Source organism: Bradyrhizobium erythrophlei, assembly GCF_900129505.1.
GTDB classification, from domain to species: domain Bacteria; phylum Pseudomonadota; class Alphaproteobacteria; order Rhizobiales; family Xanthobacteraceae; genus Bradyrhizobium; species Bradyrhizobium erythrophlei_D.
The window spans coordinates 1,360,821-1,386,241 of the sequence record NZ_LT670818.1 but is presented as its reverse complement, the minus strand read 5'-3'; the positions used below and the strand labels follow the sequence as shown (position 1 = coordinate 1,386,241).

At 64.2% G+C, this 25,421-nt stretch carries 23 protein-coding genes; 20 read left to right on the top strand and 3 right to left on the bottom strand.

What is annotated here, in order from left to right:
* The first annotated feature begins 46 nt into the window (after positions 1 to 46).
* The 8 genes from B5525_RS06500 to B5525_RS06465 all read left to right on the top strand — a co-directional run bounded on the left by B5525_RS06500 (position 47) and on the right by B5525_RS06465 (position 8,164).
* The gene (locus B5525_RS06500; protein WP_079573014.1) at positions 47 to 1,003 is read left to right on the top strand and encodes a branched-chain amino acid ABC transporter permease; all 957 of its coding nucleotides are present in this window, start codon (positions 47 to 49) and stop codon (positions 1,001 to 1,003) included.
* Positions 1,003 to 2,766 (top strand): ABC transporter permease subunit, encoded by a 1,764-nt coding sequence (locus B5525_RS06495; protein ID WP_079565270.1) that lies wholly within the window; start codon positions 1,003 to 1,005, stop codon positions 2,764 to 2,766. Before B5525_RS06500 ends, B5525_RS06495 begins: the two co-directional genes overlap by 1 nt.
* Positions 2,753 to 3,460, top strand: coding sequence for an ABC transporter ATP-binding protein (locus B5525_RS06490; RefSeq protein ID WP_079565269.1), 708 nt, complete (start codon positions 2,753 to 2,755; stop codon positions 3,458 to 3,460). The genes B5525_RS06495 and B5525_RS06490 overlap by 14 nt, the downstream gene beginning before the upstream one ends.
* Before the next feature lie 43 nt (positions 3,461 to 3,503).
* The gene (locus tag B5525_RS06485) at positions 3,504 to 4,739 is read left to right on the top strand and encodes an ABC transporter substrate-binding protein (protein WP_079565268.1); all 1,236 of its coding nucleotides are present in this window, start codon (positions 3,504 to 3,506) and stop codon (positions 4,737 to 4,739) included.
* 49 nt (positions 4,740 to 4,788) lie between these two features.
* Positions 4,789 to 6,024, top strand: coding sequence for an ABC transporter substrate-binding protein (locus tag B5525_RS06480; RefSeq protein WP_079565267.1), 1,236 nt, complete (start codon positions 4,789 to 4,791; stop codon positions 6,022 to 6,024).
* 53 nt (positions 6,025 to 6,077) lie between these two features.
* A complete protein-coding gene (locus B5525_RS06475; RefSeq protein ID WP_079565266.1) occupies positions 6,078 to 6,470 on the top strand; it encodes a carboxymuconolactone decarboxylase family protein in 393 nt (130 codons plus the stop codon).
* Positions 6,471 to 6,548: 78 nt separating this feature from the next.
* Entirely contained in the window at positions 6,549 to 7,376 is an 828-nt protein-coding gene (locus B5525_RS06470; protein ID WP_079565265.1) for an N-acyl homoserine lactonase family protein, read from the top strand.
* The gene (locus tag B5525_RS06465; RefSeq protein WP_244567840.1) at positions 7,373 to 8,164 is read left to right on the top strand and encodes an SDR family oxidoreductase; all 792 of its coding nucleotides are present in this window, start codon (positions 7,373 to 7,375) and stop codon (positions 8,162 to 8,164) included. The genes B5525_RS06470 and B5525_RS06465 overlap by 4 nt, the downstream gene beginning before the upstream one ends.
* An 18-nt stretch (positions 8,165 to 8,182) precedes the next feature.
* Here B5525_RS06465 and B5525_RS06460 read toward each other — a convergent pair whose 3' ends face one another.
* The gene (locus B5525_RS06460) at positions 8,183 to 9,529 is read right to left on the bottom strand and encodes an MmgE/PrpD family protein (protein ID WP_079565263.1); all 1,347 of its coding nucleotides are present in this window, start codon (positions 9,527 to 9,529) and stop codon (positions 8,183 to 8,185) included.
* 119 nt (positions 9,530 to 9,648) lie between these two features.
* Positions 9,649 to 10,620 carry a LysR family transcriptional regulator gene (locus B5525_RS06455; protein ID WP_079565262.1) on the bottom strand — a complete coding sequence of 324 codons (972 nt, stop codon included), beginning with the start codon at positions 10,618 to 10,620 and terminating at the stop codon, positions 9,649 to 9,651.
* Between the two features lie 148 nt (positions 10,621 to 10,768).
* Between B5525_RS06455 and B5525_RS06450 the strand changes: the two genes are divergently transcribed.
* From B5525_RS06450 to pqqA, 8 genes are all read left to right on the top strand, one after another.
* Positions 10,769 to 11,806 (top strand): class 1 fructose-bisphosphatase, encoded by a 1,038-nt coding sequence (locus tag B5525_RS06450; RefSeq protein ID WP_079565261.1) that lies wholly within the window; start codon positions 10,769 to 10,771, stop codon positions 11,804 to 11,806.
* A 14-nt stretch (positions 11,807 to 11,820) separates the two neighbouring features.
* Positions 11,821 to 12,696, top strand: a complete 876-nt coding sequence (locus B5525_RS06445) for a phosphoribulokinase (protein ID WP_079565260.1) — start codon at positions 11,821 to 11,823, stop codon at positions 12,694 to 12,696.
* The gene (tkt, locus tag B5525_RS06440) at positions 12,693 to 14,732 is read left to right on the top strand and encodes a transketolase (protein WP_079565259.1); all 2,040 of its coding nucleotides are present in this window, start codon (positions 12,693 to 12,695) and stop codon (positions 14,730 to 14,732) included. The genes B5525_RS06445 and tkt overlap by 4 nt, the downstream gene beginning before the upstream one ends.
* 34 nt (positions 14,733 to 14,766) lie before the next feature.
* Complete coding sequence (fba, locus tag B5525_RS06435; protein WP_079565258.1) at positions 14,767 to 15,852, top strand: class II fructose-bisphosphate aldolase; 1,086 nt, start codon at positions 14,767 to 14,769, stop codon at positions 15,850 to 15,852.
* 52 nt (positions 15,853 to 15,904) lie between these two features.
* Positions 15,905 to 17,365 (top strand): form I ribulose bisphosphate carboxylase large subunit, encoded by a 1,461-nt coding sequence (locus tag B5525_RS06430; RefSeq protein WP_079573012.1) that lies wholly within the window; start codon positions 15,905 to 15,907, stop codon positions 17,363 to 17,365.
* A gap of 11 nt (positions 17,366 to 17,376) precedes the next feature.
* Positions 17,377 to 17,796, top strand: a complete 420-nt coding sequence (locus B5525_RS06425) for a ribulose bisphosphate carboxylase small subunit (RefSeq protein WP_079565257.1) — start codon at positions 17,377 to 17,379, stop codon at positions 17,794 to 17,796.
* Positions 17,797 to 17,827: 31 nt separating this feature from the next.
* On the top strand, positions 17,828 to 18,736 hold the full coding sequence (cbbX, locus tag B5525_RS06420) for a CbbX protein (protein ID WP_079565256.1): 909 nt from the start codon (positions 17,828 to 17,830) through the stop codon (positions 18,734 to 18,736).
* Between the two features lie 330 nt (positions 18,737 to 19,066).
* The gene (gene pqqA / locus B5525_RS06415) at positions 19,067 to 19,147 is read left to right on the top strand and encodes a pyrroloquinoline quinone precursor peptide PqqA (RefSeq protein WP_035721241.1); all 81 of its coding nucleotides are present in this window, start codon (positions 19,067 to 19,069) and stop codon (positions 19,145 to 19,147) included.
* Between the two features lie 192 nt (positions 19,148 to 19,339).
* Here pqqA and B5525_RS06410 read toward each other — a convergent pair whose 3' ends face one another.
* On the bottom strand, positions 19,340 to 20,314 hold the full coding sequence (locus B5525_RS06410; RefSeq protein ID WP_079565255.1) for a helix-turn-helix domain-containing protein: 975 nt from the start codon (positions 20,312 to 20,314) through the stop codon (positions 19,340 to 19,342).
* Between the two features lie 420 nt (positions 20,315 to 20,734).
* Here B5525_RS06410 and B5525_RS06405 point away from each other — a divergent pair, with 420 nt between their 5' ends.
* The 4 genes from B5525_RS06405 (at position 20,735) to gfa (ending at position 25,054) form a co-directional block, all read left to right on the top strand.
* A complete protein-coding gene (locus B5525_RS06405) occupies positions 20,735 to 22,615 on the top strand; it encodes a methanol/ethanol family PQQ-dependent dehydrogenase (RefSeq protein ID WP_079565254.1) in 1,881 nt (626 codons plus the stop codon).
* 111 nt (positions 22,616 to 22,726) lie between these two features.
* Positions 22,727 to 23,245, top strand: a complete 519-nt coding sequence (locus tag B5525_RS06400; protein ID WP_425305290.1) for a c-type cytochrome, methanol metabolism-related — start codon at positions 22,727 to 22,729, stop codon at positions 23,243 to 23,245.
* An 80-nt stretch (positions 23,246 to 23,325) separates the two neighbouring features.
* Positions 23,326 to 24,435, top strand: a complete 1,110-nt coding sequence (locus B5525_RS06395; RefSeq protein WP_079565252.1) for an S-(hydroxymethyl)glutathione dehydrogenase/class III alcohol dehydrogenase — start codon at positions 23,326 to 23,328, stop codon at positions 24,433 to 24,435.
* Positions 24,436 to 24,484: 49 nt separating this feature from the next.
* Positions 24,485 to 25,054 carry an S-(hydroxymethyl)glutathione synthase gene (gfa, locus tag B5525_RS06390; RefSeq protein ID WP_079565251.1) on the top strand — a complete coding sequence of 190 codons (570 nt, stop codon included), beginning with the start codon at positions 24,485 to 24,487 and terminating at the stop codon, positions 25,052 to 25,054.
* The last annotated feature ends 367 nt before the right edge of the window (positions 25,055 to 25,421 follow it).

Here is a 25,421-nt window from a genome sequence, read left to right as displayed (position 1 = left end):
GCGTAGCGCCGGACTGTTGCCGCGCCACAGTCGCCGGGTGCGCCCGATGACGTCGCAGATCGTCGAGAACGTGCTGCAGGCGCTGGTCGCCGGGCTGCTGGCGGGATCGATCTACGGCCTGATGTGCCTCGGGCTCGGGCTGATCTTCGGCGTCATGCGCGTCATCAACTTCGCCCAGGGCGACTTCATGATGCTCGGCATGTACGCGGCCTACTACCTGTTCCTGTCGGCCGGCATCCAGGGCGCGTTCGGCAATGTCGTTGGACCGTATGTGGCGATCCTGCTGTCCGGTCCGCTGTTGTTCGCGTTCGGCTACGCCATCCACCGCTTCCTGATCTCCCGGGTCACCGGGCGGCGCACCGAAAAGCTCGAAGGCGAGGGTCACTTCGCCCAGCTGATCCTCACGCTCGGCGTCGCGCTGGTGCTGCAGAATGGCGGGCTGATCGTGTTCGGTTCGGTGCTGGCCTCGATCCGCACGCCGCTGTCGTCCAGCGCCTGGGAAATCGGGCCGCTGTGGGGCGATTTCGTCAGCATCTTCGTCAACAAGTCGCGCGGCATCGCCGCCCTGATCTCGATCGCCGCCATGGTGGTCCTCGCGCTCCTGATCACGCGCACGCGGATGGGCAAGGCGTTGCGCGCCTCCGCCGACAATCCGGTGGCGGCGACCTATATGGGCATCGACATTGATCGTTCGTATCGCATCGCGTTCGGTCTCGGCGCCGCGGTCACCGCGGTCGCGGGCGGCCTGCTCGCCACCAACTATCCGTTTCATCCCTACATCGGCACCGACTACGTCATCGTGATGTATGCGGGCGTGGTGCTCGGCGGCATGGGCAGCATCATCGGCGCGTTCTGGGGCGGCATGACCATCGGATTGGTGCAGCAGCTCTCGACGCTGGTGCTGCCGACCCAATTGCAGAACGCGGCGATCTTCGTGGTGTTCCTGCTGATCGTTTTCCTGCGTCCCCAGGGTTTCTTTGGTCGCATGGTGGAGCGAACCTGATGCGATCCCTGCTTCCGATCCTGGCGGCTGCGCTGATCTACGCCTGCCTCACGCTTCTGGTGACCAATTCCTACTACCAGCTGATGCTGACGCTGGTGCTGGTGTGGGCGAGCTTCGGTCTGTCGTGGAACATCCTGTCCGGCTACACCGGCCTGGTGTCGTTCGGCCACGCCGCCTTCTTCGGGCTCGGCGCCTACACCACCGCACTCGGCCAGCTCTACTTCGATCTCACGCCGTGGCTGCTGATCCCCATCGCGGCCGTGATCGGCGGGGTGTCCGGCCTCCTGGTCGGTTTTCCGACGTTCCGCCTGCGCGGCCATTACTTCGCGCTGGCGATGCTGGCTTACCCGCTGGCGATGCTCTACGTGTTCGAGTGGCTCGGCTACCAGGAGCTGACGCTGCCGATCAAGCGCGACGCGCCGTTCGCCTACATGCAATTCTCCGATCCGCGGCTCTACACTTTGGTCGCGCTGGTGATGCTGCTCGGTGTCGTGCTGATCACCCGCGCGGTCGAGCGGTCGCGGTTCGGCATGGCGCTCCTGGCGATCAAGCAGAACGAGGCGGCGGCCGAGGCCGCGGGCATCAATGCGCTGGCGTGGAAGCTGCGCTCCATCGCGCTGTCGGGGGCGATCGCCGGCGCGGTCGGCGCGTTCTATGCCGTGGTGCTGCTGGTGGTCACGCCGCCGTCGGTATTCGGCATGCTGGTCTCGGCGCAGGCGCTGACGGTGTCGATGTTCGGCGGCGTCGGCACGGTGTGGGGACCGCTGATCGGCGCCGCGGTGCTGATCCCGGTCGGCGAGATCCTCAACGCCGAACTCGGCGCGCGGATTCCCGGTATCCAGGGTGTGATCTACGGCATCGCCATCATTGTCGTCATCCTGGTGGCGCCGGAGGGCATGTTCTGGACGCTGCGCGATCGCTTCAGGCGCGCGCCGGCAGCGGACGCGCTGCCGCCGAAAGTCCCGGCGCCGGCCGCATCGCTTGCGCCGGCCGAGGCGCCTCCCGCCATCCGGCGCGCGCCATGCGGCGAGGTGCTGTTGTCGGTGAAGGCCCTGTCGAAATCGTTCGGCGGCCTCAAGGCGGTGCAGGACGTCAGCTTCGACGTGCACCGGGGCATGATCCTCGGCATCATCGGGCCCAACGGCGCCGGCAAGACCACCCTGTTCAACCTGCTCAATGGCTTCACGCCGCCCAACACCGGCGAAGTGATGTTCGAGGGCCGCAACATGGTCGGCTGCCGGCCGCATGTGCTGTGCAAGGCGGGGGTCGGGCGCACCTTCCAGATCATGCGGCCGTTCCCGCGGATGTCGGTTCGCGACAACGTCCGCGTCGGCGCCTATGTGCGCGCGGCGAGCGAGGACGAGGCGCGGCGCCTCGCCGACGGCGCGGTCCATCGCGTCGGTCTCGGCCCGGTGGCCGGCAAGATGGCGGCCGAGCTCACCACCAAGGAGCTGCGCCTGATGGAGATCGCCCGCGCGCTGGCCGGCAAGCCCCGCCTGCTGCTGCTCGACGAAACCCTGGCGGGACTCGGCCATGGCGAGGCCGATGAGGTCACCGCCGTGGTGCAGCGGCTGGCGCGGGAAGGCATGACCGTCGTGATCATCGAGCACACCATGCAGTCCATGGTTCGCCTCGTCGATCGCTTCCTGGTGCTCGACCACGGTGCGGTGCTGGCCGATGGCGAGCCGGAGCAGGTCACCCGCGATCCGCGCGTCATCGAGGCCTATCTCGGCAAGAAATGGGTGGCCCATGCTCAGGCTTGAAGGCATTTGTGCCGGCTACTCGGTGCTGCCGGTGCTGAACGACGTGTCGATTACCGTCGAGGCCGGGCAATTCGTCGCGATCGTCGGACCGAACGGCGCCGGCAAGACCACGCTGTTCAAGACGATCTCCGGCATCGTGCAGCCGAGCGCCGGCGCCATCCATTTCGAAGGCGTCGATCTCCTGAAGATCCCGGCGGCGGCGCGGCCGCATCTCGGCATCGCCCATGTGCCGGAAGGCCGCCAGGTGTTTCCCTCGCTCTCGGTGATGGAGAACCTGGAGATGGGTGCATTCACCGAGGCTGGCCGCCGCGCCTGGAAGGACAACATCGAGCGCATCTTCACGCTGCTGCCGGTGCTGGCCGAGCGGCGTCATCAATTCGCCGGCACGCTGTCCGGTGGCGAGCAGCAGATGGTGGCGATCGGGCGCGGGCTGGCGTCGGCGCCGAAGCTGTTGATGCTCGACGAGCCGTCGATGGGATTGGCGCCGGCCATCGCCGATTTCATTTTCGAAAAGCTGATCGAGATCCGCGCCCAGACCCGGCTGACGATCCTGCTGGTCGAGCAGCGCGTCGCCGAGGCGCTCGAATCCGCCGATCACGGCTATGTGCTGGAGGCGGGCCGGGTGGTGCTCGATGGCAACAAGGAGATGCTGCGCGCCGACGATCGCGTCAGGCAGGCCTATCTCGGAATGTAAATCAAGCGAAACCGCAAAAAGTTGATCAACCGGAGGAAACGCAATGACCGACCGCATCACTTCTCTCAATCGGCGCACGCTGCTGGGCGGGGCCGCCGCCATCGGATTGACCGGGGTCGCGCGGGCGCAGGCGCCGGCCAACGTCAAGGTCGGGCTGATCGTGCCGCTGTCGGGGCTGTACGCGCGGCCCGGCGCTGTGATGAAGATGGGTGCCGAGCTCGGCATCGCCGACGTCAACGCCGGCGGCGGCATCAAGGCGCTCGGCGGCGCCAAGCTCGAACTGGTGACGCTCGACTGCGGCGACACCGTCGAGAAGGCCAAGAACGCGGCGCAGCGCATGGTCGCGCAGGAAACCGATCTCGTCGCCGCGACGGGTTCCTATCTCAGCTCGTTCACGCTTGCGGTCAGCGAAGTCACCGAGCGCGCCGGCCTGCCGCTGTTGACACTGTCCTATTCCGATCTGCTGACCGACCGCGGCTTCCGCCATATCTTCCAGACCGCGGCGACCGCGGGATCGCAGTCGGAGCAGGGCCTGCCGCAACTGATGGAGCTGGCCGAGGCCGCCTCCGGCAAGCGGCCGAAGACCGTCGCCATCGCGATGGACAACACCGCGACCTCGATTGCGACCGCCAAGGCGCTGAAGGAGAAACTGTTCCCGAAACTCGGGCTGCAGCTTGTCATGGACGAGGTGTGGACGCCGCCGCTGGCGGACGCGACCTCGATCATCCAGCAGGTCCGCTCGACCCGCCCGGACCTGTTCCTGTTCATGCCGAATGCGATTTCCGATGCGAAGCTGGGGCTCGAGAAGATGAACGAATTCGGTCTCGGTCAGGGCCGCATCCCCACCATCTCCTTCAGCATCACCATCGCCGAACCGGACATGCTGCAGAGCGTCACGCCAGAAGTGGTGCAGGGCATCATGACCATCGTCGCCAACTGGGGCGTGAAAGGGCAGGAAAAGCTGCTCGCCGACGTCAAGGCGAAATACAAGGAGCCGTGGATGACCCAGAACGTGGTCTCCACTTACGGCGACATGTGGCTGATCAAGGAGGCGCTGGAAAAGGCCGGCAAGGCCGACCGCGCCGCGGTGTCGGACGCGCTGCACGCGCTCGATGCGGGGCCGGCCAAATATTATCCCGGCGGCATTCTCAAGTTCGACGAAAAAGGCCGCCGGGTCGGGGCGGGCGTCGTCATCGTGCAATGGCAGAACGGCGTGCCGGTCACCGTCTATCCGAAGGATCTCGCCGTCGCGGCGCCGTTCTGGCCGAAACGCAGCTGAGCATGATGAGCGATCAAACCCAAAAAGAGCCAACACCCCGGAGGGAATCATGACCGACCACACTTCGCTCGCGCTGACGCGGCGTACGCTGCTTGCCGCCACCGCGCTCGGTCTCGCCGCGCCGCGCGCGTTCGCGCAAGCTGCCTCGGACGTCAAGATCGGGCTGCTGGTGCCCCTGTCCGGGCTTTATGCGCGGCCTGGCGCGGTGATGCGCATGGGCGCCGAAATGGCGGTCGACCACATCAATTCCGCCGGCGGGGTCAAGGCGCTCGGCGGCGCCAAGCTCAAGCTGGTGGTGATCGACTGCGGCGACACCACCGAGAAGGCCAAGAACGCGGCGCAGCGCATGGTGGCGCAGGAGACCGATCTGGTCGCGGCCAGCGGCGCCTATCTTAGCTCGTTCACCCTTGCGGTGACCGAGGTGACGGAGCGGGCGCAGCTGCCGGTCCTGACCTTGTCCTACTCCGACCTGATCACCGAGCGTGGCTTCAAATACGTGTTTCAGACCTCGGCCACCGCGGCGTCGCAGGCGCGGCAGGCGCTGCCGCTGATCATGAAGCTGGCGGAAGGCGCCTCCGGCAAGCGTCCGAAGACGGTGGCGATCATCGGCGACAATACCGGTGCGTCGGTCGCTTCGGTAAAGCCGATGCGCGAGGGCCTGCTCAAGGAGCTCGGTCTCGAACTGGTGATGGACGAGACCTTCACGCCGCCCTTGTCCGACGCGACGCCGCTGGTCCAGAAGGTGCGCGCGGCCAAGCCCGATCTGTTGTTCTTCCTGCCGACGGTGATTTCCGACGGCAAGCTGATCCTGGAAAAAATGAACGAGTTCGGCCTCGGCCAGGGCCGCATTCCCACCATCTCGTTCGGCATCGCCATTGCCGAGCCGGACATTCTGCAGACCATCAGTCCGGAATTGCTGCAGGGGGTGATCACCTGCGTCGGCAGCTGGGCGACCAAGGGGCACGAAGACCTGGTGAAGGAACTCAAGGCCCGCTTCAACGAACCCTGGATGACCCAGAACGCGATCTCGACCTATGGCGACATGTGGCTGATCAAGGAGGCGCTGGAGAAGGCCGGCAAGGCCGACAAGGTCGCCGTCGCCGACGCGCTGCGGACCATGGATGGCGGCCCGTCGAAATACTATCCCGGCGGCCTGCTCAAGTTCGACGACAAGGGCCGGCGTGTCGACGCCGAGATGACCGTCGTGCAGTGGCAGCAGGGTATCCCCGTCACCGTCTTCCCCCAGAAGCTCGCGGTCGCCGAGCCGTTCTGGCCGAAGCGCTGAAAACCGTCCGCCGCGAGCGGACGGACGTTTGAATCTCAACCAAGGAAAAACCGATGAGCAAGGAAATCTTCGATCGTGGTCTGGCCATCCGCAAGGACGTGCTCGGCAAGGAATTCGTCGAGAAGTCGTTCGAGAGCGCCGACGACTTCAACATGCCGATGCAGGAGCTGACCACCGAATACTGCTGGGGTTACGTCTGGGGCCGCGACGGCCTGTCGCGCAAGACCCGCAGCATGCTGAATCTCGCCATGCTGAGCGCGCTCAACCGCAACCACGAACTGCGGATGCACCTCAAAGGCGCGCTCAAGAACGGCGTCAGCAAGGACGAGATCCGCGAGATCTTCCTCCAGGTCGCGATCTATTGCGGGGTTCCGGCCGGCGCGGATTCCTTCCGCACCGCGCGCGAGGTGTTCGCCCAGGTCGACGCGGAAACCAAGGGCGGCTGAGCGCAGCGCACGCGCTACTTGCGTCCGTTCCGCCGCGTCACCGGCGGAACGGACGCCTTGGCCCGCAGGAGCAGTCTCATGACCACAACACCGACAGGCGCGCCCGAACCGTTCGAGCTGTTCGCGATCCGTTACGGCCGGCATACCGGCCGGCGGGCGTCCGACAATTTCATCGGCGCGGATTTGCACGATGCCGGGACCGATCTGGAATATTTCGTATGGGTCGCGCGGCGCTCGGACCGGACCTACGTCATCGACACCGGCTTCAACCCGACCTCGGCGGCGGAGCGTGGCCGCACCATGCTGCGGCGGCCGGCCGACGGTGTCCGCGCGCTCGGGATCGATCCCGCCAGCGTCGATCAGGTCATCCTCACTCATCTTCACTATGATCACGCCGGCTCGCTGGGGGATTTTCCACGCGCCCGCTTTCACGCCCAGGACGCCGAGATCGCCTACGCGACGGGCCGCTGCATGTGCCATCCCTATTTGCGACATCCCTACGACGTGGAAGACGTGGTCGGCTTTGTCCGGCATGTCCACGCCAACCGCGTCGCCTTCCACGATGGTTTTGCGGAACTGGCGTCGGGGCTCACCTTGCACCGGGTCGGCGGACACTCGGCGGGCCTGCAGATCGTGCGGGTCTGGACCCGGCGCGGATGGGTGGTGGTCGCTTCCGACGCCAGCCACTATTACGACAACATCCGCCGCGGCATGCCGTTTCCCACCGTCTATCATGTCGGCGATATGATGGAGGGCTTCGATACGGTGCGGCGGCTGGCCGACACCGACGATCACATCGTGCCGGGTCACGATCCCCTGGTGATGGCGATCTATCCGCCGCCGTCGGCGGAACTCGACGGCATCGCGGTCCGGCTCGATGTCGCGCCGCGCGTGGCGGGCGCATGATGGGCGCCGCAACGCGCCGCTCGGCCCTGGTCACCGGCTCCAGCGCCGGTCTCGGCTACGCGGTGGCCGAGAGCCTCGCCGCTGCCGGACATGACATCGTGCTGCACGGCCTCGACAGTGCCGAAGCCGTCGAGCCGGCGCGGGCCGCACTGCAGGCCCGCCACGGCACCACCGTGGTCTATTGCAAGGCAGATCTGTCCGAACTCGCCGGGATCGAACGCCTGATGGCGGTGGCGTGCGAGGCGTGCGGCGGTCCGGACATCATCGTCAACAACGCCGTGGTGCGTCACTTCGCGCCGATCGAGCAGTTTTCCGCCGCGGACTGGCAGCGTTCGCTGGCCGTCAATCTGACGGCGCCGTTCCACATCATCCGGCTGGCGCTGCCGGCAATGCGCGCCGCGGATTTCGGCCGCATCGTCAACATGTCGTCGCATTACGGCCAGCGCGGCGCCGAGGGCCGCGTCGACTACGTCACCACCAAGACCGGAATTCTCGGCTTGACGCGGGCGGTGGCGCTGGAGACCGCCGGCACCGGGATCACCTGCAATGCCGTCAGTCCGGGAACGCTGTCGACGCCGGCGATCCTCGACCGGATCGACGCCATGGCGGCAGCGCGCGGCATCTCGCGCGAGCAGGCCACCCGCGACTACATGAAGCAACGCCAGCCGAGCGGCCGGTTCGTCCGCCTCGAGGACGTCGGCGCCGCGGTGGCCTTTCTGTGCGGCCCGGCGGGGCGCGACATCACCGGCACGGTCATCCCGATCGATGGCGGCTGGTCGGCGGCTTAGAGTGAGACCGGTCTCACGTTAAGCGAGCGCGGCGAGCAGCCGGTCGAGCCCGGCAGGGTCGCGCTCGAGCGTCCACACCGCTTCGATCACGCGGCCGGCGTCGCAACCGGTGCCGCCGCCAGCGGCGAGCCGGCGCAGCTTCGCTTCGATGTCCGAATCCGACAATGGCCGCTCCAGGCTGCCGCGGGCGCTGGCGACGGTCTGCGACAGTTTGCGGCCGTCGGCCAGCGTGACGTCGACGCGGGCCGCGCCGACCGGCATCGTCGCGTCAAGCTCGGCCTTCACCTTGCCGCGCAGCGCAGCGACTTCGGGATCGAACACCACGGTCTCGGAAAATTCCTTGATGTCGGCTTCGCGGAACAACAGCGCCACGCTGGCGCAATGATGGATGCTGACGCGCGCGTCGCGCGCGTTGGACACAGGGCGGTCGCCGCGCGCCAGCAGCAGGGCGTCGCCGGTGACCGTAATCGCGACGATCCGCGCCGGATCGAGCGCATGGGCCGCGCGCAGGTCGAGGCAGGCATCGATCACCGCATGCATCACGATTCCGGCCGGATACGGCTTGAAGGTATTGCGCGCAAACTCCCAGCGCGTGCCGAGCTCGCCGATCAGCGCGGTGATATCCGGCTGGTCGCCGGTCGCGCGCGCCCAGCCCAGCGGGCCCTCGATCGAGGCCAGGGCCGCGTTCTGATCCTCGCCGGCGAGCAGCGCCGCCACGATGCCGCCGCGCGCCGCATTGCCGACGCTGGCGTTCTTGGCAGCGGTCGGCAGGTTTTCGACCAGTCCAGAGGACAGGCTTGCGGCGATCCCGAGCGCATCGGCGCAGCGATCCGCGTCGAGCCGGAACAGCCGGGCGGACGCCGCTGCCGCTCCGAACACGCCGCAGGTCGAGGTGATGTGCCAGCCGCGGGCGTAGTGCCCGGGCGATACCGCCAGTCCGATCCGGCAAGCGATTTCGCCGCCGATCGCGAACGCCTCCAGCACGTCGCGACCGGTGCCGCCGCGCCACTGCGCCAGCGCCAGCGCGGCGGAGGCCACCGGCGCGGTGGGGTGGATGATCGTCGGCAAATGGGTGTCGTCGTAATCGAGCAGGTTGATCGCGACCGCATTGACGAACGCCGCGCTCGCCGCGTCCATGCGCTGCCGCTGGCCGATCAGGATGGCCTGGTCAGGCCCCGCGATCGGCCGCAGCGCGCGCACCATCGCCGCGACGACCGGATCGCGCGCAGAGCAAAGGGCAGTCGCGAGCCCGTTGAGCAGCGAGCGCCGGGTGGCCTGCTGCACGGTCGCCGAAAAATCCTCCCAGCGCGCGGCCGCACCGAACTGACCCAGCGCCGAACTGACGGATGTTTGAGATGCGACCATGGTCGCGACTTAGAACGAAATCGTGGAAACGAGTCAATTGCAGGTGAGCGCGCATGAACTCAGACTTCCGTTGGCCAACGCGATGGAAGGAGACGCAACGCGGACATGGCGGGAGTACTTCATCCGCGTTTGGCGCGAACCGATGGCCGGGTCAGGCGTAGCCGGCCATGGGTGCGGGGAAGAAACTGCGCGCCCTTGGCGCTGAGGAAATCGAGCATCGCCTGCGCCGGCGGCAATAGCACCTTGTCCTTGCGGGCCAGCACGAACCATTGCCGGACCACGGGAAGGCCGTCGACGTCGAGCGTGACCAAGCGTCCTTCGTCGAGCTCGGAGGCGACCGTATGCGCGGAGATGAATGCAATCCCGAGGCCGGCGATCACGGCCTGCTTGATGGTCTCGTTGCTGCTCATCGCCAGGCCGATTTTCGGACGAATGCCGGCGGTTTCGAACAGTTGCTCCATCAGGCCGCGTGTTCCCGATCCGGGCTCGCGCGTCAGAAACGTTTCGCCCGCGAGCTCGCCCAGCGCGATGCGGGATTTGCGTGCCAGGCGATGCCCGGTCGGCGCGACGATGACGTGGGGGTGGTCGCCGATCAGGTGAACGTTCATGTCGATGTCCGCCGGAGGCCGGCCCATGATCGCAAAGTCGAGATCGTAGCCGCGCAGGGCCGTGCCGGTCTCCTGCCGGTTTCCGATCGAGAGGGTGACATCGATGTTCGGGTGGCGCTTCGAAAATCCGGCGATCATGAACGGGACGAAATATTTCGCGGTGCTGACGGCCCCGATCGAGACGCGGCCCGCGGTTTTTCCAGCCATCATCGCCAGCGATGTTTCGCAATCCGCGATCGCGGTCTCGATGCGGTTGGCGAGCGCCAGCACCTCGCGCCCGGCATCCGTCAGCAGCATGCCGTCGCTGCTGCGTTGAATCAGCGGCAACCCTGCGAGTGCCTGCAGGTTGCGAAGCTGCAGCGTGACCGCGGGCTGCGTGAGATGGAGCTGTTTGGCGGCCGCGGTGACCGATTTGTTTTTATGGACCGTGGCCAGCGCGCGCAACTGGCGGATCGTCAATTCCCGGAAGAACCCGCCTGCCATGGCTGTCCCCATTATAATAAAAACTTTGTCTCATTCAAAGATAACAAAATTTTACTAATTCTGCAAACGAGGCTTCCATAGCGCTGCGGATTGCCGGGCCGGCGAGCCGAATTGAGAGCGCCCCAAAAGAGGGCACAGGGAGACGTCCATGGACGAGCGCGTGACGCTGCGTTCACATCTCGATCAGTCTGCGTCGCCGGCGCCGCATGGCGTCGCGGCGGGCGAAGTGATCGAGGCGATTGCCATGGCTGCCATCGATCTGGCCTCGCTGATCGGCGATGGACCACTCGCCGGCATCACCGGACGGAATGGCGGCATCAATCCCGACGGAGATATTCAGAGGGATATCGACGTTGCCGCCGACGACATGATGCGGCGCGCATTGCGCAATGCGCCGGTCGCCGCGATCCTCTCCGAGGAAGCCGCGCTGCCGGAAACCCTGAACGCCGAAGCGCCGCTTTGCGTCGCGTTCGATCCGCTCGACGGATCGGCCAATCTCGAAAACAATATCTCGGTCGGCACCATTTTTTCGGTCCGACCCAGGGGCAACGACATTCTTTCGACCTTCTTCGAGCCTGGCACCGCCCAGTGTGCCGCGGGCTTCATCGTCTACGGTCCGCAGACCACGCTCGTACTGGCGCTCGGCGGGCGTGTCGATATCTTCATCCTCGACCGGCGCGTGCGGGAATTCGTGCTGACCGCGCGGAGCGTTCGGGTCGCGCCCGATACGCCGGAATTCGCCATCAACGCGTCCAATCGCCGGCACTGGCACGGCCCCGTTCGCACCTACATCGACGAATGTCTCGCCGGTACTGGCGGCGGGGGCGCTGCGGATTTCAACATGCGCTGGATCGGTTCCCTGGTGGCGGAGTCGCTTCGCATCCTGGTGCGTGGCGGCGTGTTTCTCTATCCGGCCGATGCCCGTCCCGGCTATCGCGAGGGAAGGCTTCGCCTGCTTTATGAAGCCCATCCGATGGCGCTGGTGATGGAATGGGCGGGCGGTGCTGCGTCGACCGGGCGGCGGCGAATTCTCGAACTGGGCGCGAAATCGCCGCACCAGCGGGTGCCGCTGATCATGGGCTCGGCGCGTGGCGTGCGCGACGTCGCGGCCATCCACGAAGTGATCGAACCGATGTTCGACAATAGCGACGCACCGCTGTTTGCGCGGCGCGGCCTGTTTCTTTGACGGAGCGGTCCGCGATGTCACGCAGTCATCCCATCATATCGATCACGGGTTCGTCGGGTGCCGGTACGACGTCGGTGAAGAACACGTTCGAGAACATCTTTCGCCGCGAAAAGGTCGCGGCGGCCTATATCGAGGGCGACGCCTTCCACCGCTACAACCGGGTCGAGATGCGCACCAAGATGGCGGAGGAGGCCGAGCGCGGCAATAGGCATTTCAGCCATTTCAGCCCCGAGACCAACCTGTTCGAGGAACTGGAGCGGGTGTTTCGCGACTACGGTGAATCCGGCACCGGTACCACGCGCCACTACGTGCATGACGACGAAGAGGCGAAGCTCTATGGCGCCGAACCGGGCACGTTCACCGAATGGGGCCATTTACCGGAAACGTCCGACCTTCTGTTCTACGAAGGGCTGCACGGCGCGGTCGTGACCGAGAAGGTCAACATCGCCCAGCATGCCGATCTCAAGATCGGTGTGGTTCCGGTGATCAATCTGGAATGGATCCAGAAGCTGCATCGCGACCGCCGCGACCGCGGTTATAGCCAGGAGGCGGTGACCGACACCATTCTGCGGCGGATGCCGGATTACGTGAACTATATCTGCCCGCAATTCGCCGAAACCGACATCAATTTCCAGCGCGTGCCGACGGTGGATACCTCGAACCCCTTCATTGCGCGCTGGATCCCGACGCCGGACGAATCGATGGTGGTGATCCGCCTGAAAAATCCGCGCGGCATCGATTTCCCTTATCTGCTGTCGATGATTCCGAACAGCTTCATGTCGCGCGCCAATTCGATCGTGATCCACGGATCGAAGCTCGATCTGGCGATGCAGCTCATTCTCACCCCCCTGATCCTGCAACTGATGGAACGCAAGAGGCGCACGGTATGACTGCTCACGTTTTGTCCTGTATTCCCGGCCGTCCGGATGTTTCGCACGCGGAAATGGCCAACGCGATCCGCTTCCTGGCGATCGACGCCGTCGAGAAGGCGAAGTCGGGTCACCCGGGCATGCCGATGGGCATGGCCGACGTCGCCACGGTATTGTTTTCGCGCTTTCTCAAATTCGATCCCGCCGACCCGGCGTGGCCGGATCGCGACCGTTTTGTTCTGTCGGCCGGTCACGGCTCGATGCTGCTCTACGCGCTCTTGCACCTGACCGGCTATGAGGGCGTAAGCTCGGACGAGCTCAGGGCCTTCCGGCAGTGGGGATCGAAGACGCCGGGGCATCCCGAATATGGCCACACCCCCGGCGTGGAGACGACGACCGGCCCGCTCGGGCAGGGCCTTGCCACCGCCGTCGGCATGGCGCTCGCCGAACGGCTGATGAACGCGCGCTTCGGCAACGATTGCGTCGATCACCACACTTACGTGATCGCGGGAGACGGTTGCCTGATGGAGGGTCTCAGTCACGAGGCGATCTCGCTGGCCGGACATCTGCGGCTCAACCGGCTGATCGTGCTGTTCGACGACAACCAGATTTCGATCGATGGCGCGACATCGCTGTCATGTTCGGATGACCAGCTGGCGCGCTTCCAAGCCTCCGGATGGGCGGCGTGCCGGATCGACGGCCACGACCCCGATGCCATTGCGGCCGCCATCGATCGTGCCCGAAGCAGCGACGCTCCGTCGCTCATCGCCTGCCGCACGGTGATCGGCTTCGGCGCGCCGAACCGTCAGGGCACCGAAAAGGCACATGGTGCGCCGCTTGGCGCCGACGAGGTCGCAAAGGCCCGCGACGCGCTGAACTGGCCATACGAACCGTTCCGGATTCCACGACCCGTCCTCGATCAATGGCGCCAGGCCGGCGCCCGCGGGCACGCCGCGCGCCGGAGCTGGATCGAGCGGACCAGGTGCATCAATTCGCTCGGGCGTTCGCCGTTTCACGATGCGTTGAATCGAAATCTGCCTTGCGGCTACGCCCAGGCGATAGCGCTGCTGCGCGATCGCTTTGCCGCCGAGCAACCCAATATCGCCACCCGGCAGGCGTCGCAGCTCGTGATCGACGGGATTGCGGAGGCGTTGCCGAATCTGGTCGGCGGCTCGGCCGATCTGACCCACTCCAATCTGACGCGGGCAAGGACGCACCAGCCGGTGCGGCGCGATTCCCTCGAAGGCAGCTATATTCACTATGGCGTTCGCGAGCACGCCATGGCGGCGGCGATGAACGGCATCGCCCTGCATGGTGGCTTCATTCCCTATGGCGGCACGTTTCTCGCCTTCGCCGACTACAGCCGCCCCGCGATCAGGCTGGCGGCGTTGATGCGCATTCGCGTTATTCATGTGATGACGCATGATTCGATCGGATTGGGCGAGGACGGCCCCACGCATCAGCCGGTTGAGCATCTGGCGTCGCTGCGGGCGATTCCCAACCTGCTGGTGTTTCGGCCCGGCGACGCGATCGAGACCGCCGAGGCCTGGGATTGCGCCTTGCAGGCGCAAACCAGCCCGTCGGTGTTGTGCCTGTCGCGACAGGCGCTCCCCACATTCCGCGAAGTTGCCGGCGACACCAACCGGGTCGCGCTCGGCGCCTATGTGGTGGTCGAACCGGAGGGCGGCCGCGACGTCACCCTGGTCGCGACCGGCTCCGAGGTTTCGGTGGCGCTGAAGGCAGCGAAGCTGCTCGCGAGCGACGGCATCCGCGCCGCCGTCGTCTCGGCCCCCTGTTTCGATCTGTTTCGCCAGCAACCGCGCGAATATCGGGAAACGGTGCTCGGGCGGGTTCCGAGAGTCGGCGTCGAGGCCGCAATCGAGGGCGATTGGGCGCGCTGGCTCGGCGACGGCGGCGAATTTGTCGGCATGACCGGCTTTGGCGCGTCGGCGCCGGCCGAGGTGCTCTATCGCGAATTCGGCATCACCGAGGACGCCGTTGCAAAGGCGGCGCTGCGCTGCATCGCGCGCTCGAAAATGGCTGCAGCCAGCGCATGAAAGTCCGGACGCGATCAATGACACGGAGGTTCCGATGGCGCGAATTTCACTGAGGCAATTGCTGGATCATGCCGCCGAGCGCGGCTACGGCGTGCCGGCGTTCAACATCAACAATATGGAGCAGGGGCTTGCGATCATGGAGGCGGCGGCCGCCGTCGATGCGCCGGTCATCATCCAGGCCTCGCGGGGCGCGCGTTCCTATGCCAGCGACATCATGCTGTCGAAGATGATGGATGCACTGGAAGAGATGCATCCGCAGATTCCGCTCTGCCTGCATCAGGACCATGGAAACGAGGAGGCGACCTGCGCCACGGCGCTGCAATACGGCTTCACATCGGTGATGATGGATGGCTCGCTGAAGGCCGACGCCAGGACGGCGGCGGACTATGACTACAACGTCGACGTGACCCGCCGGGTGGTCGAGATGGCGCATTGGATCGGCGCCTCGGTCGAGGGCGAGCTGGGCGTGCTCGGTTCGCTGGAACATGGCGCCGGGGAGCAGGAAGACGGCCACGGCGTCGAAGGCGACGTCAGCCACGATCAGCTCCTGACCGATCCCGACCAGGCGGTCGATTTCGTTCGCGCCACCAAGGTCGACGCGCTGGCCATCGCGATGGGCACCTCGCATGGCGCCTACAAGTTTTCGCGCAAACCGGACGGCAACATCCTCGCCATGAGGGTGGTCGAGGAGATCCATCACAGGTTGCCGAATACGCATCTGGTGATGCATGGTTCATCCTCGGTCCCGCAGCCGCTGCAGGACGCATTCAACCGGTTCGGCGGCGAGATGCCGCAGACTTGGGGCGTGCCGGTCGAGGAAATCGTCCGCGGCATCAGGTACGGCGTCCGCAAGGTCAATATCGATACCGACTGCCGGCTCGCGATGACGGCGGCCTTCCGCAAGGTCGCGGTTCAGACCAAAAACGAATTCGATCCGCGCAAATTCCTCAAGCCGGCGATGGACGCGTTGCGCGACCTCTGCCGCGAGCGCTTCGAACAATTCGGCACCGCCGGCAACGCGGCGAGGATCAAGGTGATGCCGCTGTCGGAGATGGCGAAGCGCTATCGCAGCGGGGCGCTCGATCCGCGTATCGGCGACACCGCCGCTGCGGCCGAATGACGAACCCATATTTTGACCGGATATGCCGGTCGGCACAACCGAGGAGGTTGCCATGAATGACCAATCGATGACCGTCCGAGGCAAGGATCGCTACAAATCCGGCGTCATGGAATACAGGAAAATGGGCTATTGGGAGCCTGATTACGAGCCAAAGGACACCGACATCATCGCGTTGTTCCGGGTCACGCCGCAGGATGGCGTCGATCCGATCGAAGCGGCGGCGGCGGTCGCCGGCGAGTCCTCGACCGCGACCTGGACGGTGGTGTGGACCGACCGGCTGACGGCGGCGGAAAAATACCGCGCCAAATGCTATCGCGTCGATCCCGTGCCGAATTCACCGGGGCAATATTTCGCCTACATCGCCTACGATCTCGACCTGTTCGAGAACGGATCGATCGCCAATCTGTCGGCCTCGATCATCGGCAACGTGTTCGGATTCAAGCCCCTGAAGGCGCTGCGGCTCGAGGACATGCGGCTGCCGGTGGCCTACGTCAAGACGTTCCAGGGGCCGGCCACCGGCATTGTGGTCGAACGCGAGCGCATGGACAAGTTCGGCCGTCCGCTGCTTGGCGCCACCGTGAAGCCGAAGCTCGGGCTGTCCGGGCGCAACTACGGCCGCGTGGTCTACGAGGCGCTGAAGGGCGGGCTCGACTTCACCAAGGACGACGAGAACATCAACTCGCAGCCGTTCATGCACTGGCGCGAGCGGTTCCTGTATTGCATGGAAGCCGTCAACAAGGCGCAGGCCGCGTCCGGCGAAATCAAGGGCACCTATCTCAATGTCACCGCCGGAACCATGGAGGACATGTACGAGCGGGCGGAGTTCGCCAAGGAACTCGGCTCCATCGTCATCATGATCGATCTGGTGATCGGCTACACCGCGATCCAGTCGATGGCAAAATGGGCGCGCCGCAACGACATGATCCTGCATCTGCATCGGGCCGGGCATTCGACCTATACGCGGCAGCGAAATCACGGCGTCTCGTTCCGCGTGATCGCGAAATGGATGCGGCTCGCGGGGGTCGATCATATCCATGCCGGCACCGTGGTCGGCAAGCTCGAGGGCGATCCCGCGACCACGCGCGGCTACTACGACATCTGCCGCGAGGACTTCAATCCCGCAAGACTGGAACACGGCGTGTTCTTCGATCAGAACTGGGCCAGCCTCAACAAGCTGATGCCGGTGGCCTCGGGCGGCATTCACGCCGGCCAGATGCATCAGCTGCTCGATCACCTCGGCGAAGACGTGGTGCTGCAGTTCGGCGGCGGCACCATCGGCCATCCCATGGGCATTCAGGCGGGCGCCACCGCCAACCGCGTGGCGCTGGAAGCCATGATTCTCGCCCGCAACGAGGGCCGCGATTATCTGCACGAGGGGCCGGAGATTCTGGCAAAGGCGGCGCAGACCTGCACGCCGCTGAAATCGGCGCTGGAGGTTTGGAAGAACGTCACCTTCAACTACGAATCCACCGACATGCCCGACTATGCCCCCACCGCCAGCGTCTCGCTATAAGGAGCCGGATCATGCGTATCACTCAAGGCTGCTTCTCCTTCCTTCCCGATCTCACGGACGAGCAGATTTCCCGCCAGGTTCAGTATTGCCTGGAGAAGGGCTGGGCGGTGAACATCGAATTCACCGACGATCCGCATCCCCGCAACAACTTCTGGGAAATGTGGGGACTGCCCATGTTCGACCTGCGGGACGCCGCCGGCGTGATGATGGAACTCGCCGAATGCCGCAAGGTGTACGGCGACCGTTACATCCGGATGTCGGCGTTCGATTCAAGCCACGGCTGGGAGTCGGTGCGGCTGTCCTTCATCGTCAACCGGCCGAAGGACGAACCCGGCTTCCGGCTGGAGCGGCACGAAGTGGCCGGCCGCAATATTCGATACACGACGAAATCCTACGCAGCCGACCGTCCTGAGGGCCGGCGCTCTACCTGAGTAGGCGCCCCAACGCGTTGAGGTTTGGCAAATGGATCTGGATCCACCACCGACGACAGGCGCGGTCAGCCTGCGAGAGGAACTCGAGGCCATCGGCATCGAGGAAATACTCACGCAGCTCGACCAGGAGCTGATCGGATTGAAGCCGGTCAAGACCCGCATTCGCGAGATCGCGTCGCTCCTGCTGATCGAGCGTATTCGCAAGCGCATGAACCTGACGTCGGAGACGCCGACATTGCACATGTCGTTCACCGGCAATCCCGGCACCGGCAAGACCACGGTGGCGCTGCGGATCGCGAGCATTCTCCACCAGCTCGGCTTCGTGCGGCGCGGCCAGGTCGTCTCGGTCACGCGCGACGAACTGGTGGGGCAATATATCGGCCACACGGCGCCCAAGACGAAGGAAATATTGAAGAAGGCGATGGGGGGCGTGCTCTTCATCGACGAGGCCTATTATCTGCATCGGCCCGACAATGAACGCGACTACGGCCAGGAAGCCATCGAGATCCTGCTGCAGGTCATGGAATCCCAGCGGGAGGATCTGGTGGTGATCCTCGCCGGGTACGGCGATCGAATGGATAATTTCTTCGCCAGCAATCCCGGCTTTCGCTCCCGCATTGCCCATCACATCGATTTTCCGGATTATTCCGACGACGAGTTGCTCGCCGTCGCCGAGCTGATGCTGCGCGGCATGAACTACAAATTCAGCGCCGAAGCACGCGATGCCTTCATCCGCTACATAGCCCTGCGCAAAGCCCAGCCGCTATTCTCCAATGCGCGCTCGATCCGGAACGCGCTCGACCGCATGCGGTTGCGCCAGGCCAACCGTCTCGTCGCCGACCTCGATTGCGTGCTGACTGCCCACGATATCATGTCGATCGAGGCCGCCGACGTGCTTGCCAGCCGGGTGTTTCTGGCTCCGCGCGAGACGGGTGTTTGAGCTGCCGATCGAACTGATCGAACGCGCGCCCAGTGCTGGAATCTATTTTCTGGGTTGTCCGCGGTGATCGCAATGCGGCCGCGATGCGAACGCTGCCGCCAGCATATGCCGCTTGAAGGCTTCGAAATTGGAAAAGCCTCTGCGCCGATTGGCGCGTGGCCGCGAGACATTGTCCAAAAGAGAAATCGCTTTGTCCGAGAGAGAAGTATCGGCTGTCGGTGCCGGTCCGCGGCTGTGCGACGCTTGATCTTCCCCACTTGCGCGGTGTCGGTCGTGGTTCTAGGTTCGACTTCGGCGCGGCGTTCGCGCCAAATTTATTGGGAGGATGCAATGACCTGGAAGACTCCAAAGATTGTCGAAGTGCCGGTGGGCATGGAAATCAACATGTACGCCTGCGCAGCGCGGAAATAGACTGCCTCGAAACGATCGGCCCGGCTCGACGGCAATTCTCGCGTCGAGCCGCGGCAGGCTCGGGCGTCCTGATAGCGAGCCCTCAGTTTGTCTAACCGTCTGCTTGAGTTTCCGCGCCCAGGCTTTGATGCGGGGGAACATGCCAGCAAGCGGACAAGGCCGATATCCGCGCGTCGCGCCGACGCGGACGTTCTATTCGCAAGGAAAATCCGGGGACAGAGCACCGCACTGCGCTTTGTGAATCGCGGACGGAACAACTCCGAAATGCTTCCGGAACACGCGGCTGAAGTGCGATGAACTCGAAAAGCCCCAGGAGAACGCAACGTCCGTGATGGTTTTTCCGGCCTGGGTCTCCAGCTCCTGGCGGCAGTTCTGCAACCTTGCGTGCTGGATATAGTCGCTGATGGTGGTGCCCCTTTCGCTGAACAGCATGTGCAGATAGCGCTTGGTGCAGTTCAGTGCCGCCGAGATCTGGTCGATCGAAAGATCCGGGTCGCGCAGATGTTCGCGAATGAAGAACTGTGCCCGGACATACATCGCCTCGGGGCCAACGCGATTGAACATCGTATCGGGCTCGCGGAGCGGCAACAGCAGGAGGTCGATCAGCGAATCGGCCACCCCGATCGCGTTGTTAGGCGACAGCTTGGTCGCTTCGTCGAACGCGGCATGGACAAAATCGTGGGCGATCCGCCCGGTGCCGGTGCGCGCCGAGAGTTTGCATGCCGTCATCTTCGCCAGGCGAAAGCCGCGTTCCTGCAGCAGTTCCTTCGGCACGATGACGACGTCATGTCGCGTCAGCATCGGGCTGACGATCGTGTGCGGACAGGATACGTCATAGGCGAGACAGTCGCCGGGCATCAGCTCGATGCGGCGGCCACCCTGCTCGAAATGCGAGATCCCGTAAGTCTGAAAATGTATTTTGACGAACGGATGGCCGCCCAGTTTTGCGCGCGAGGCGGTATGCGCAAGCCGATGCTGGCTCGCCTCGATCTGACAGAGCTTCAGCTTCGAAACCGTCGTGTAGTTGATCCGGCCTTCGAATGACGAAGCCTCCAGCGGATCAATGTCGAACAGGCCGCAAAGATCGGTCAGTGCATCTGACCAACATTGGATCTGCCTCTTCGGCGCCAATCCGGAAGTGTTAAGCGAGCGGACCGTGTCGGACATTATCCAGCCACCGATTCGAGATCAAACATGACCGCTTGCCGCGACCGGCCTCGGGTCATGATGGAGCGACTTACCTCAATTTAAGGCGGTCATTGCGGTTTGAGCAGTACGCTTCCTGACATCCCGTTGATAATCCTCCGACTTAGTTTGAGCGCCGTCAAGGGGAACCTCAACCGATGGTCGCGCGATGCGGCTCCGATGGAGTGAGGCCGAAGCCGCTGACGCATCGCAGCATGAGGGCGCGCCGCCGGCGAAAGTCACGGGGTGCCGCTAAAAAATTCGCCGCGTTTCGCTTTGGCGCAAACGCACTTCTCTCTTGGGCAAGTATCCTGTTTCCGAACCGGGTAGGGATATCAACGAAGAAAGCTGAAAAAGTGGACCGTTCTTACGGAACCCTTGGCTCATAACTGGGAGGAAGCGATGAAGAAATATCTAATCCTGACAACCTCGGTGTTCGGCCTGTTGGCCGCGCAGAATCTTGCTGCGCGCGCCGATGCGGCACTGGACCTGTTGGCCAAAGATCCCAAGCAGTGGGTGATGCAGCAAGGCGATGACGCCAACACCCGCTATTCCAAGCTCAACCAGATCAACGCATCCAACGCCGGCAAGCTGCAGGTCGCCTGGACGTTTTCGACCGGCGTGCTTCGCGGCCACGAAGGCGGACCGCTGGTGGTTGGCGACACGATGTATGTGCACACGCCGTTCCCGAACACGGTCTATGCGCTCGACCTGAACAACGAAGGCAAGATCCTCTGGAAGTATGAACCCAGGCAGGATCCCAACGTCATCCCGATCATGTGCTGCGACACCGTCAATCGCGGCGTCGCCTACGCCGACGGCAAGATCTTCCTGCATCAGGCCGACACCACGCTCATCGCACTCGACGCCAAGACCGGCGCAAAAGTCTGGTCCGTCATGGATGGCGAGGCCGGCAAGGGTCAGTCCGGCACGGACGCTCCGTTCGTCTACAAGGACAAGGTCCTGGTGGGCGTTTCCGGCGGCGAATTCGGCGTTCGCGGCTGGGTCAGCGCTTACAACATCGCGGACGGCAAGCTTGTCTGGCGCGGTTTTTCGGAAGGGCCGGACTCCGACACGCTGATCGACCCCGTCAAGACGACGTCGCTCGGCAAGCCCGTCGGACCGGATTCCTCGACATCCACCTGGCAGGGCGACCAGTGGAAGATCGGCGGCGGCGCCACCTGGGGCTGGTATTCCTATGATCCGCAGCTGAACCTCGTCTATTACGGTTCCGGCAATCCCTCGACCTGGAACCCGGTGCAGCGCCCCGGCGATAACCGCTGGTCGATGTCGATCTGGGCGCGTGATCTCGATACCGGCGCGGTCAAATGGGTCTACCAGATGACCCCGCACGACGAATGGGACTTCGACGGCGTCAACGAAATGATCCTCACCGATCAGACCATCAATGGCGCGCCGAGGAAACTGCTCACCCATTTCGACCGTAACGGCTTCGGCTACACGCTGGACCGGGCCACCGGCGAATTGCTGGTCGCGGAAAAGTTCGATCCGGTGGTGAACTGGGCCACCAAGGTCGACATGGACAAGTCGTCCAAGACCTACGGCCGTCCGCTGGTCGTCGACGCCTATTCGACCCAGCACAATGGTGAGGACACCAACTCCAAGGGCATCTGCCCGGCGGCGCTTGGCACCAAGGACGAACAGCCCGCGGCCTATAGCCCGGACACGCAGTTGTTCTACGTCCCCACCAACCATGTCTGCATGGACTATGAGCCCTACAAGGTCTCCTACACGGCCGGCCAGGCTTATGTCGGCGCCGCCGTGGCGATGTACCCGCCCAAGGGCGAGACCAACATGGGCAACTTCATCGCCTGGGACGGCAAGACCGGCAAGATCGTGTGGTCCAACAAGGAGCAGTTCTCCGCGTGGGGCGGCGCGTTGGCGACGGCCGGCGGCGTGGTGTTCTACGGCACGCTCGAAGGCTATCTGAAGGCGGTCGACGCCAAGACGGGCAAGGAACTCTACAAGTTCAAGACCCCGTCCGGGATCATCGGCAACGTCATGACCTACGAACACGGCGGCAAGCAATACGTCGCGGTGCTGTCCGGGGTCGGCGGCTGGGCCGGTATCGGTCTTGCGGCCGGTCTGCTGCAGCCTGAAAACGCCGCCGCCTGGCATGGCGCGGTCGATCAGGGCAAGTTGCCGACCAAGGACAAGACCGTCGATACGGCGGGCCTTGGCGCCGTCGGCGGCTATGCGGGTCTGGCGTCCTATACCTCGCTGGGCGGGACGTTGACGGTATTTGCATTGCCCAACCAATAGGTGGTGCGACGTCAGGCAAGATAACCATGGATCGGCGCGCCGCGGTTCTGCTGCGCGCCGATTTTTTATCCGGCCCCCAATTTGGAAATGCACAAGGACAGTTGCGTGAGGATCAATCCCTGGAAATTCGCGTTCGTCATCCTGGCGATCGCCTTTGCCGGCACGGCCGCTTGTGCCGACGGATCGGGCGATCCGGCGGTGGCTTCATCCGACAGCGGCAAATACGCCGACAAGGACGGCAATCCAACCTACAAGGTCAGCGAGGACGGAACCGTCGACTGGTACACCTATTCCGGCTTTCGCCGCTATCATTCGGACTGCCACGTCTGCCACGGTCCGAACGGCGAGGGATCGAGCTACGCGCCGGCGCTGGCGGAGTCGCTGAAGACGCTCAGCTATGTCGACTTCAACAATGTCGTGACCAACGGCCGCAAGAACGTCGATGCCGCCAACGACAAGGTCATGCCGTCGTTCGCCGAAAACTCGAACGTGATGTGCTTCCTCGACGACATCTACGTGTACCTGCGCGCGCGGGCCAACGGCGCCATTCCCGGCGGCCGTCCACCCAAGCACGAAGACAAGCCTGAGGCGGCCAAGCAGGCCGAAACCAGTTGTACGGGGCTCAAATGAAGGCGCGGAAAAGTCGTGAATGCGCACAGCGCGGACGATGACATGTTCTGCAGTGTTGAAGAGCGCAACAGGAGCACAAAATGAAGACACGCGCCGCAGTCGCGTTCGAGGCGAAGAAGCCGCTTGAAATCGTCGAGGTCGACCTGGAAGGACCCAAGGCGGGTGAAGTCCTGGTCGAGATCAAGGCGACGGGAATTTGCCACACCGACGCCTACACGCTCGACGGTTTCGATAGCGAGGGAATCTTCCCCTCGATCCTCGGCCATGAAGGGGCCGGCATCGTCCGGGAGGTCGGAACCGGCGTCATGTCGGTCAAGCCAGGCGATCATGTGATCCCGCTCTACACGCCCGAATGCCGCCAGTGCAAAAGCTGCCTCAGTCAAAAGACCAACCTCTGCACCGCCATCCGGGCGACCCAGGGCAAGGGGCTGATGCCCGACGGGACGTCGCGCTTCAGCACCAAGGGAAAGCCGATCTTCCACTACATGGGCTGCTCGACCTTCTCGAACTTCACCGTGCTGCCGGAAATCGCGGTGGCAAAGATCCGCGAAGACGCGCCGTTCGACAAAAGTTGCTATATCGGCTGCGGTGTCACGACCGGCGTCGGCGCGGTGGTGAATACCGCCAAGGTCACGCCCGGCGCCAATGTCGTCGTGTTCGGGCTCGGCGGCATCGGCCTCAACGTCATCCAGGGCGCGAAGATGGTGGGCGCCGACAAGATCGTCGGCGTCGACCTCAACGACAGCAAGGAGGAATGGGGACGCCGCTTCGGCATGACCCATTTCGTCAACCCGTCCAAGGTCGATGGCGATATCGTCGCCCATCTGGTCGGGCTGACCGACGGCGGCGCCGATTACACCTTCGATTGCACCGGCAATACCAACGTGATGCGCCAGGCGCTGGAAGCCTGTCATCGCGGCTGGGGCGTATCGGTCATCATCGGGGTGGCGGAAGCCGGCAAGGAAATTTCCACCCGGCCATTCCAGCTCGTGACCGGCCGGGTCTGGAAGGGCACGGCGTTCGGCGGCGCGCGCGGCCGTACCGACGTGCCGAAGATCGTCGACTGGTACATGAACGGCAAGATCCAGATCGACCCGATGATTACCCACGTGCTCAAGCTTGAGGAGATCAACAAGGGATTCGACCTGATGCACCAAGGCAAGTCGATCCGTTCGGTCGTCGTGTTCTAAATCGAAGCAGGTTCTAAACAGAGTCGTCAAACACAAGGGAGGATTGGTTATGACTGTTCACATCCATCCATCGGTTGACAGCGGAGTGAAGAAGGGTTCGGGCAGCTTTGCCGGCGGAACCCTGGTCTGCAAATGCCAGGACAAGCCGGTCAAGGTCGGCGTCAGGGGCGACGTCGCGCATAACCACGCCTGCGGCTGCACCAAGTGCTGGAAACCCGACGGGGCGATTTTCTCGGTGGTGGCGGTGGTGCCGCGGGACAACGTGACCGTTCTCGAGAACGGCGACAAGCTTCACATCATCGATGCCTCCGCGACGATCCAGCGGCACGCCTGCAAGGTCTGCGGCACCCATATGTACGGCCGCATCGAGAACAAGGCGCACCCGTTCTACGGGCTGGACTTCATCCATCCCGAACTGTTCCAGGAGCAGGGCTCCGCGGCGCCTGGATTTGCGGCGTTCGTGTCCTCGGTGATCGAGTCCGGCGTCGACCCTTCCGAGATGGACGGGATCCGTTCGCGCCTTAGGGAGCTCGGGCTCGAATCCTATGATTGCCTGTCACCGGCGCTGATGGATGCGATCGCCACCCATGTAGCGAAGTCCAAATCGAAAGCGGCATGAGCCATGCGCTATCGTCAAATCCCGCTGGTGGTCATTACCACCGGCGGGGCTGCCGCTTGAGCCGGGAGATCGAGAAAATCTGAACAGGACGCACGGTCCGCCGTCCATCGTCAGTCGACGATCTCGCCCCAAGGTGGGTGAGATCTCGCAAAAGCTCGTCTTCAGACTTGAACTTGATTGCGCCGAAATGAGAAGCCGCGCCCGGCGGCTGGGGGCGGAAAATGGCTGGCGGAGGCTAGCGCTTCGCCAACGGCGACCCGCTGCAACATTGCTCATGAAAGTTGCAGGCGCTCGGCAGGCCTCGCTTCATCTACGAAGCCAGCGCGGTGACGGCCAATTCGTCTCTCTGGTTCAGCATGGCCCGTAG

Bases quoted from the DNA above. Each gene is read 5' to 3' on its own strand.
- B5525_RS06500 (WP_079573014.1), top strand. From the start codon at position 47: ATGACGTCGCAGATCGTCGAGAACGTGCTGCAGGCGCTGGTCGCCGGG.
- B5525_RS06495 (WP_079565270.1), top strand. From the start codon at position 1,003: ATGCGATCCCTGCTTCCGATCCTGGCGGCTGCGCTGATCTACGCCTGC.
- B5525_RS06490 (WP_079565269.1), top strand. From the start codon at position 2,753: ATGCTCAGGCTTGAAGGCATTTGTGCCGGCTACTCGGTGCTGCCGGTG.
- B5525_RS06485 (WP_079565268.1), top strand. From the start codon at position 3,504: ATGACCGACCGCATCACTTCTCTCAATCGGCGCACGCTGCTGGGCGGG.
- B5525_RS06480 (WP_079565267.1), top strand. From the start codon at position 4,789: ATGACCGACCACACTTCGCTCGCGCTGACGCGGCGTACGCTGCTTGCC.
- B5525_RS06475 (WP_079565266.1), top strand. From the start codon at position 6,078: ATGAGCAAGGAAATCTTCGATCGTGGTCTGGCCATCCGCAAGGACGTG.
- B5525_RS06470 (WP_079565265.1), top strand. From the start codon at position 6,549: ATGACCACAACACCGACAGGCGCGCCCGAACCGTTCGAGCTGTTCGCG.
- B5525_RS06465 (WP_244567840.1), top strand. From the start codon at position 7,373: ATGATGGGCGCCGCAACGCGCCGCTCGGCCCTGGTCACCGGCTCCAGC.
- B5525_RS06460 (WP_079565263.1), bottom strand. From the start codon at position 9,529: ATGGTCGCATCTCAAACATCCGTCAGTTCGGCGCTGGGTCAGTTCGGT.
- B5525_RS06455 (WP_079565262.1), bottom strand. From the start codon at position 10,620: ATGGCAGGCGGGTTCTTCCGGGAATTGACGATCCGCCAGTTGCGCGCG.
- B5525_RS06450 (WP_079565261.1), top strand. From the start codon at position 10,769: ATGGACGAGCGCGTGACGCTGCGTTCACATCTCGATCAGTCTGCGTCG.
- B5525_RS06445 (WP_079565260.1), top strand. From the start codon at position 11,821: ATGTCACGCAGTCATCCCATCATATCGATCACGGGTTCGTCGGGTGCC.
- tkt (WP_079565259.1), top strand. From the start codon at position 12,693: ATGACTGCTCACGTTTTGTCCTGTATTCCCGGCCGTCCGGATGTTTCG.
- fba (WP_079565258.1), top strand. From the start codon at position 14,767: ATGGCGCGAATTTCACTGAGGCAATTGCTGGATCATGCCGCCGAGCGC.
- B5525_RS06430 (WP_079573012.1), top strand. From the start codon at position 15,905: ATGAATGACCAATCGATGACCGTCCGAGGCAAGGATCGCTACAAATCC.
- B5525_RS06425 (WP_079565257.1), top strand. From the start codon at position 17,377: ATGCGTATCACTCAAGGCTGCTTCTCCTTCCTTCCCGATCTCACGGAC.
- cbbX (WP_079565256.1), top strand. From the start codon at position 17,828: ATGGATCTGGATCCACCACCGACGACAGGCGCGGTCAGCCTGCGAGAG.
- pqqA (WP_035721241.1), top strand. From the start codon at position 19,067: ATGACCTGGAAGACTCCAAAGATTGTCGAAGTGCCGGTGGGCATGGAA.
- B5525_RS06410 (WP_079565255.1), bottom strand. From the start codon at position 20,314: ATGTCCGACACGGTCCGCTCGCTTAACACTTCCGGATTGGCGCCGAAG.
- B5525_RS06405 (WP_079565254.1), top strand. From the start codon at position 20,735: ATGAAGAAATATCTAATCCTGACAACCTCGGTGTTCGGCCTGTTGGCC.
- B5525_RS06395 (WP_079565252.1), top strand. From the start codon at position 23,326: ATGAAGACACGCGCCGCAGTCGCGTTCGAGGCGAAGAAGCCGCTTGAA.
- gfa (WP_079565251.1), top strand. From the start codon at position 24,485: ATGACTGTTCACATCCATCCATCGGTTGACAGCGGAGTGAAGAAGGGT.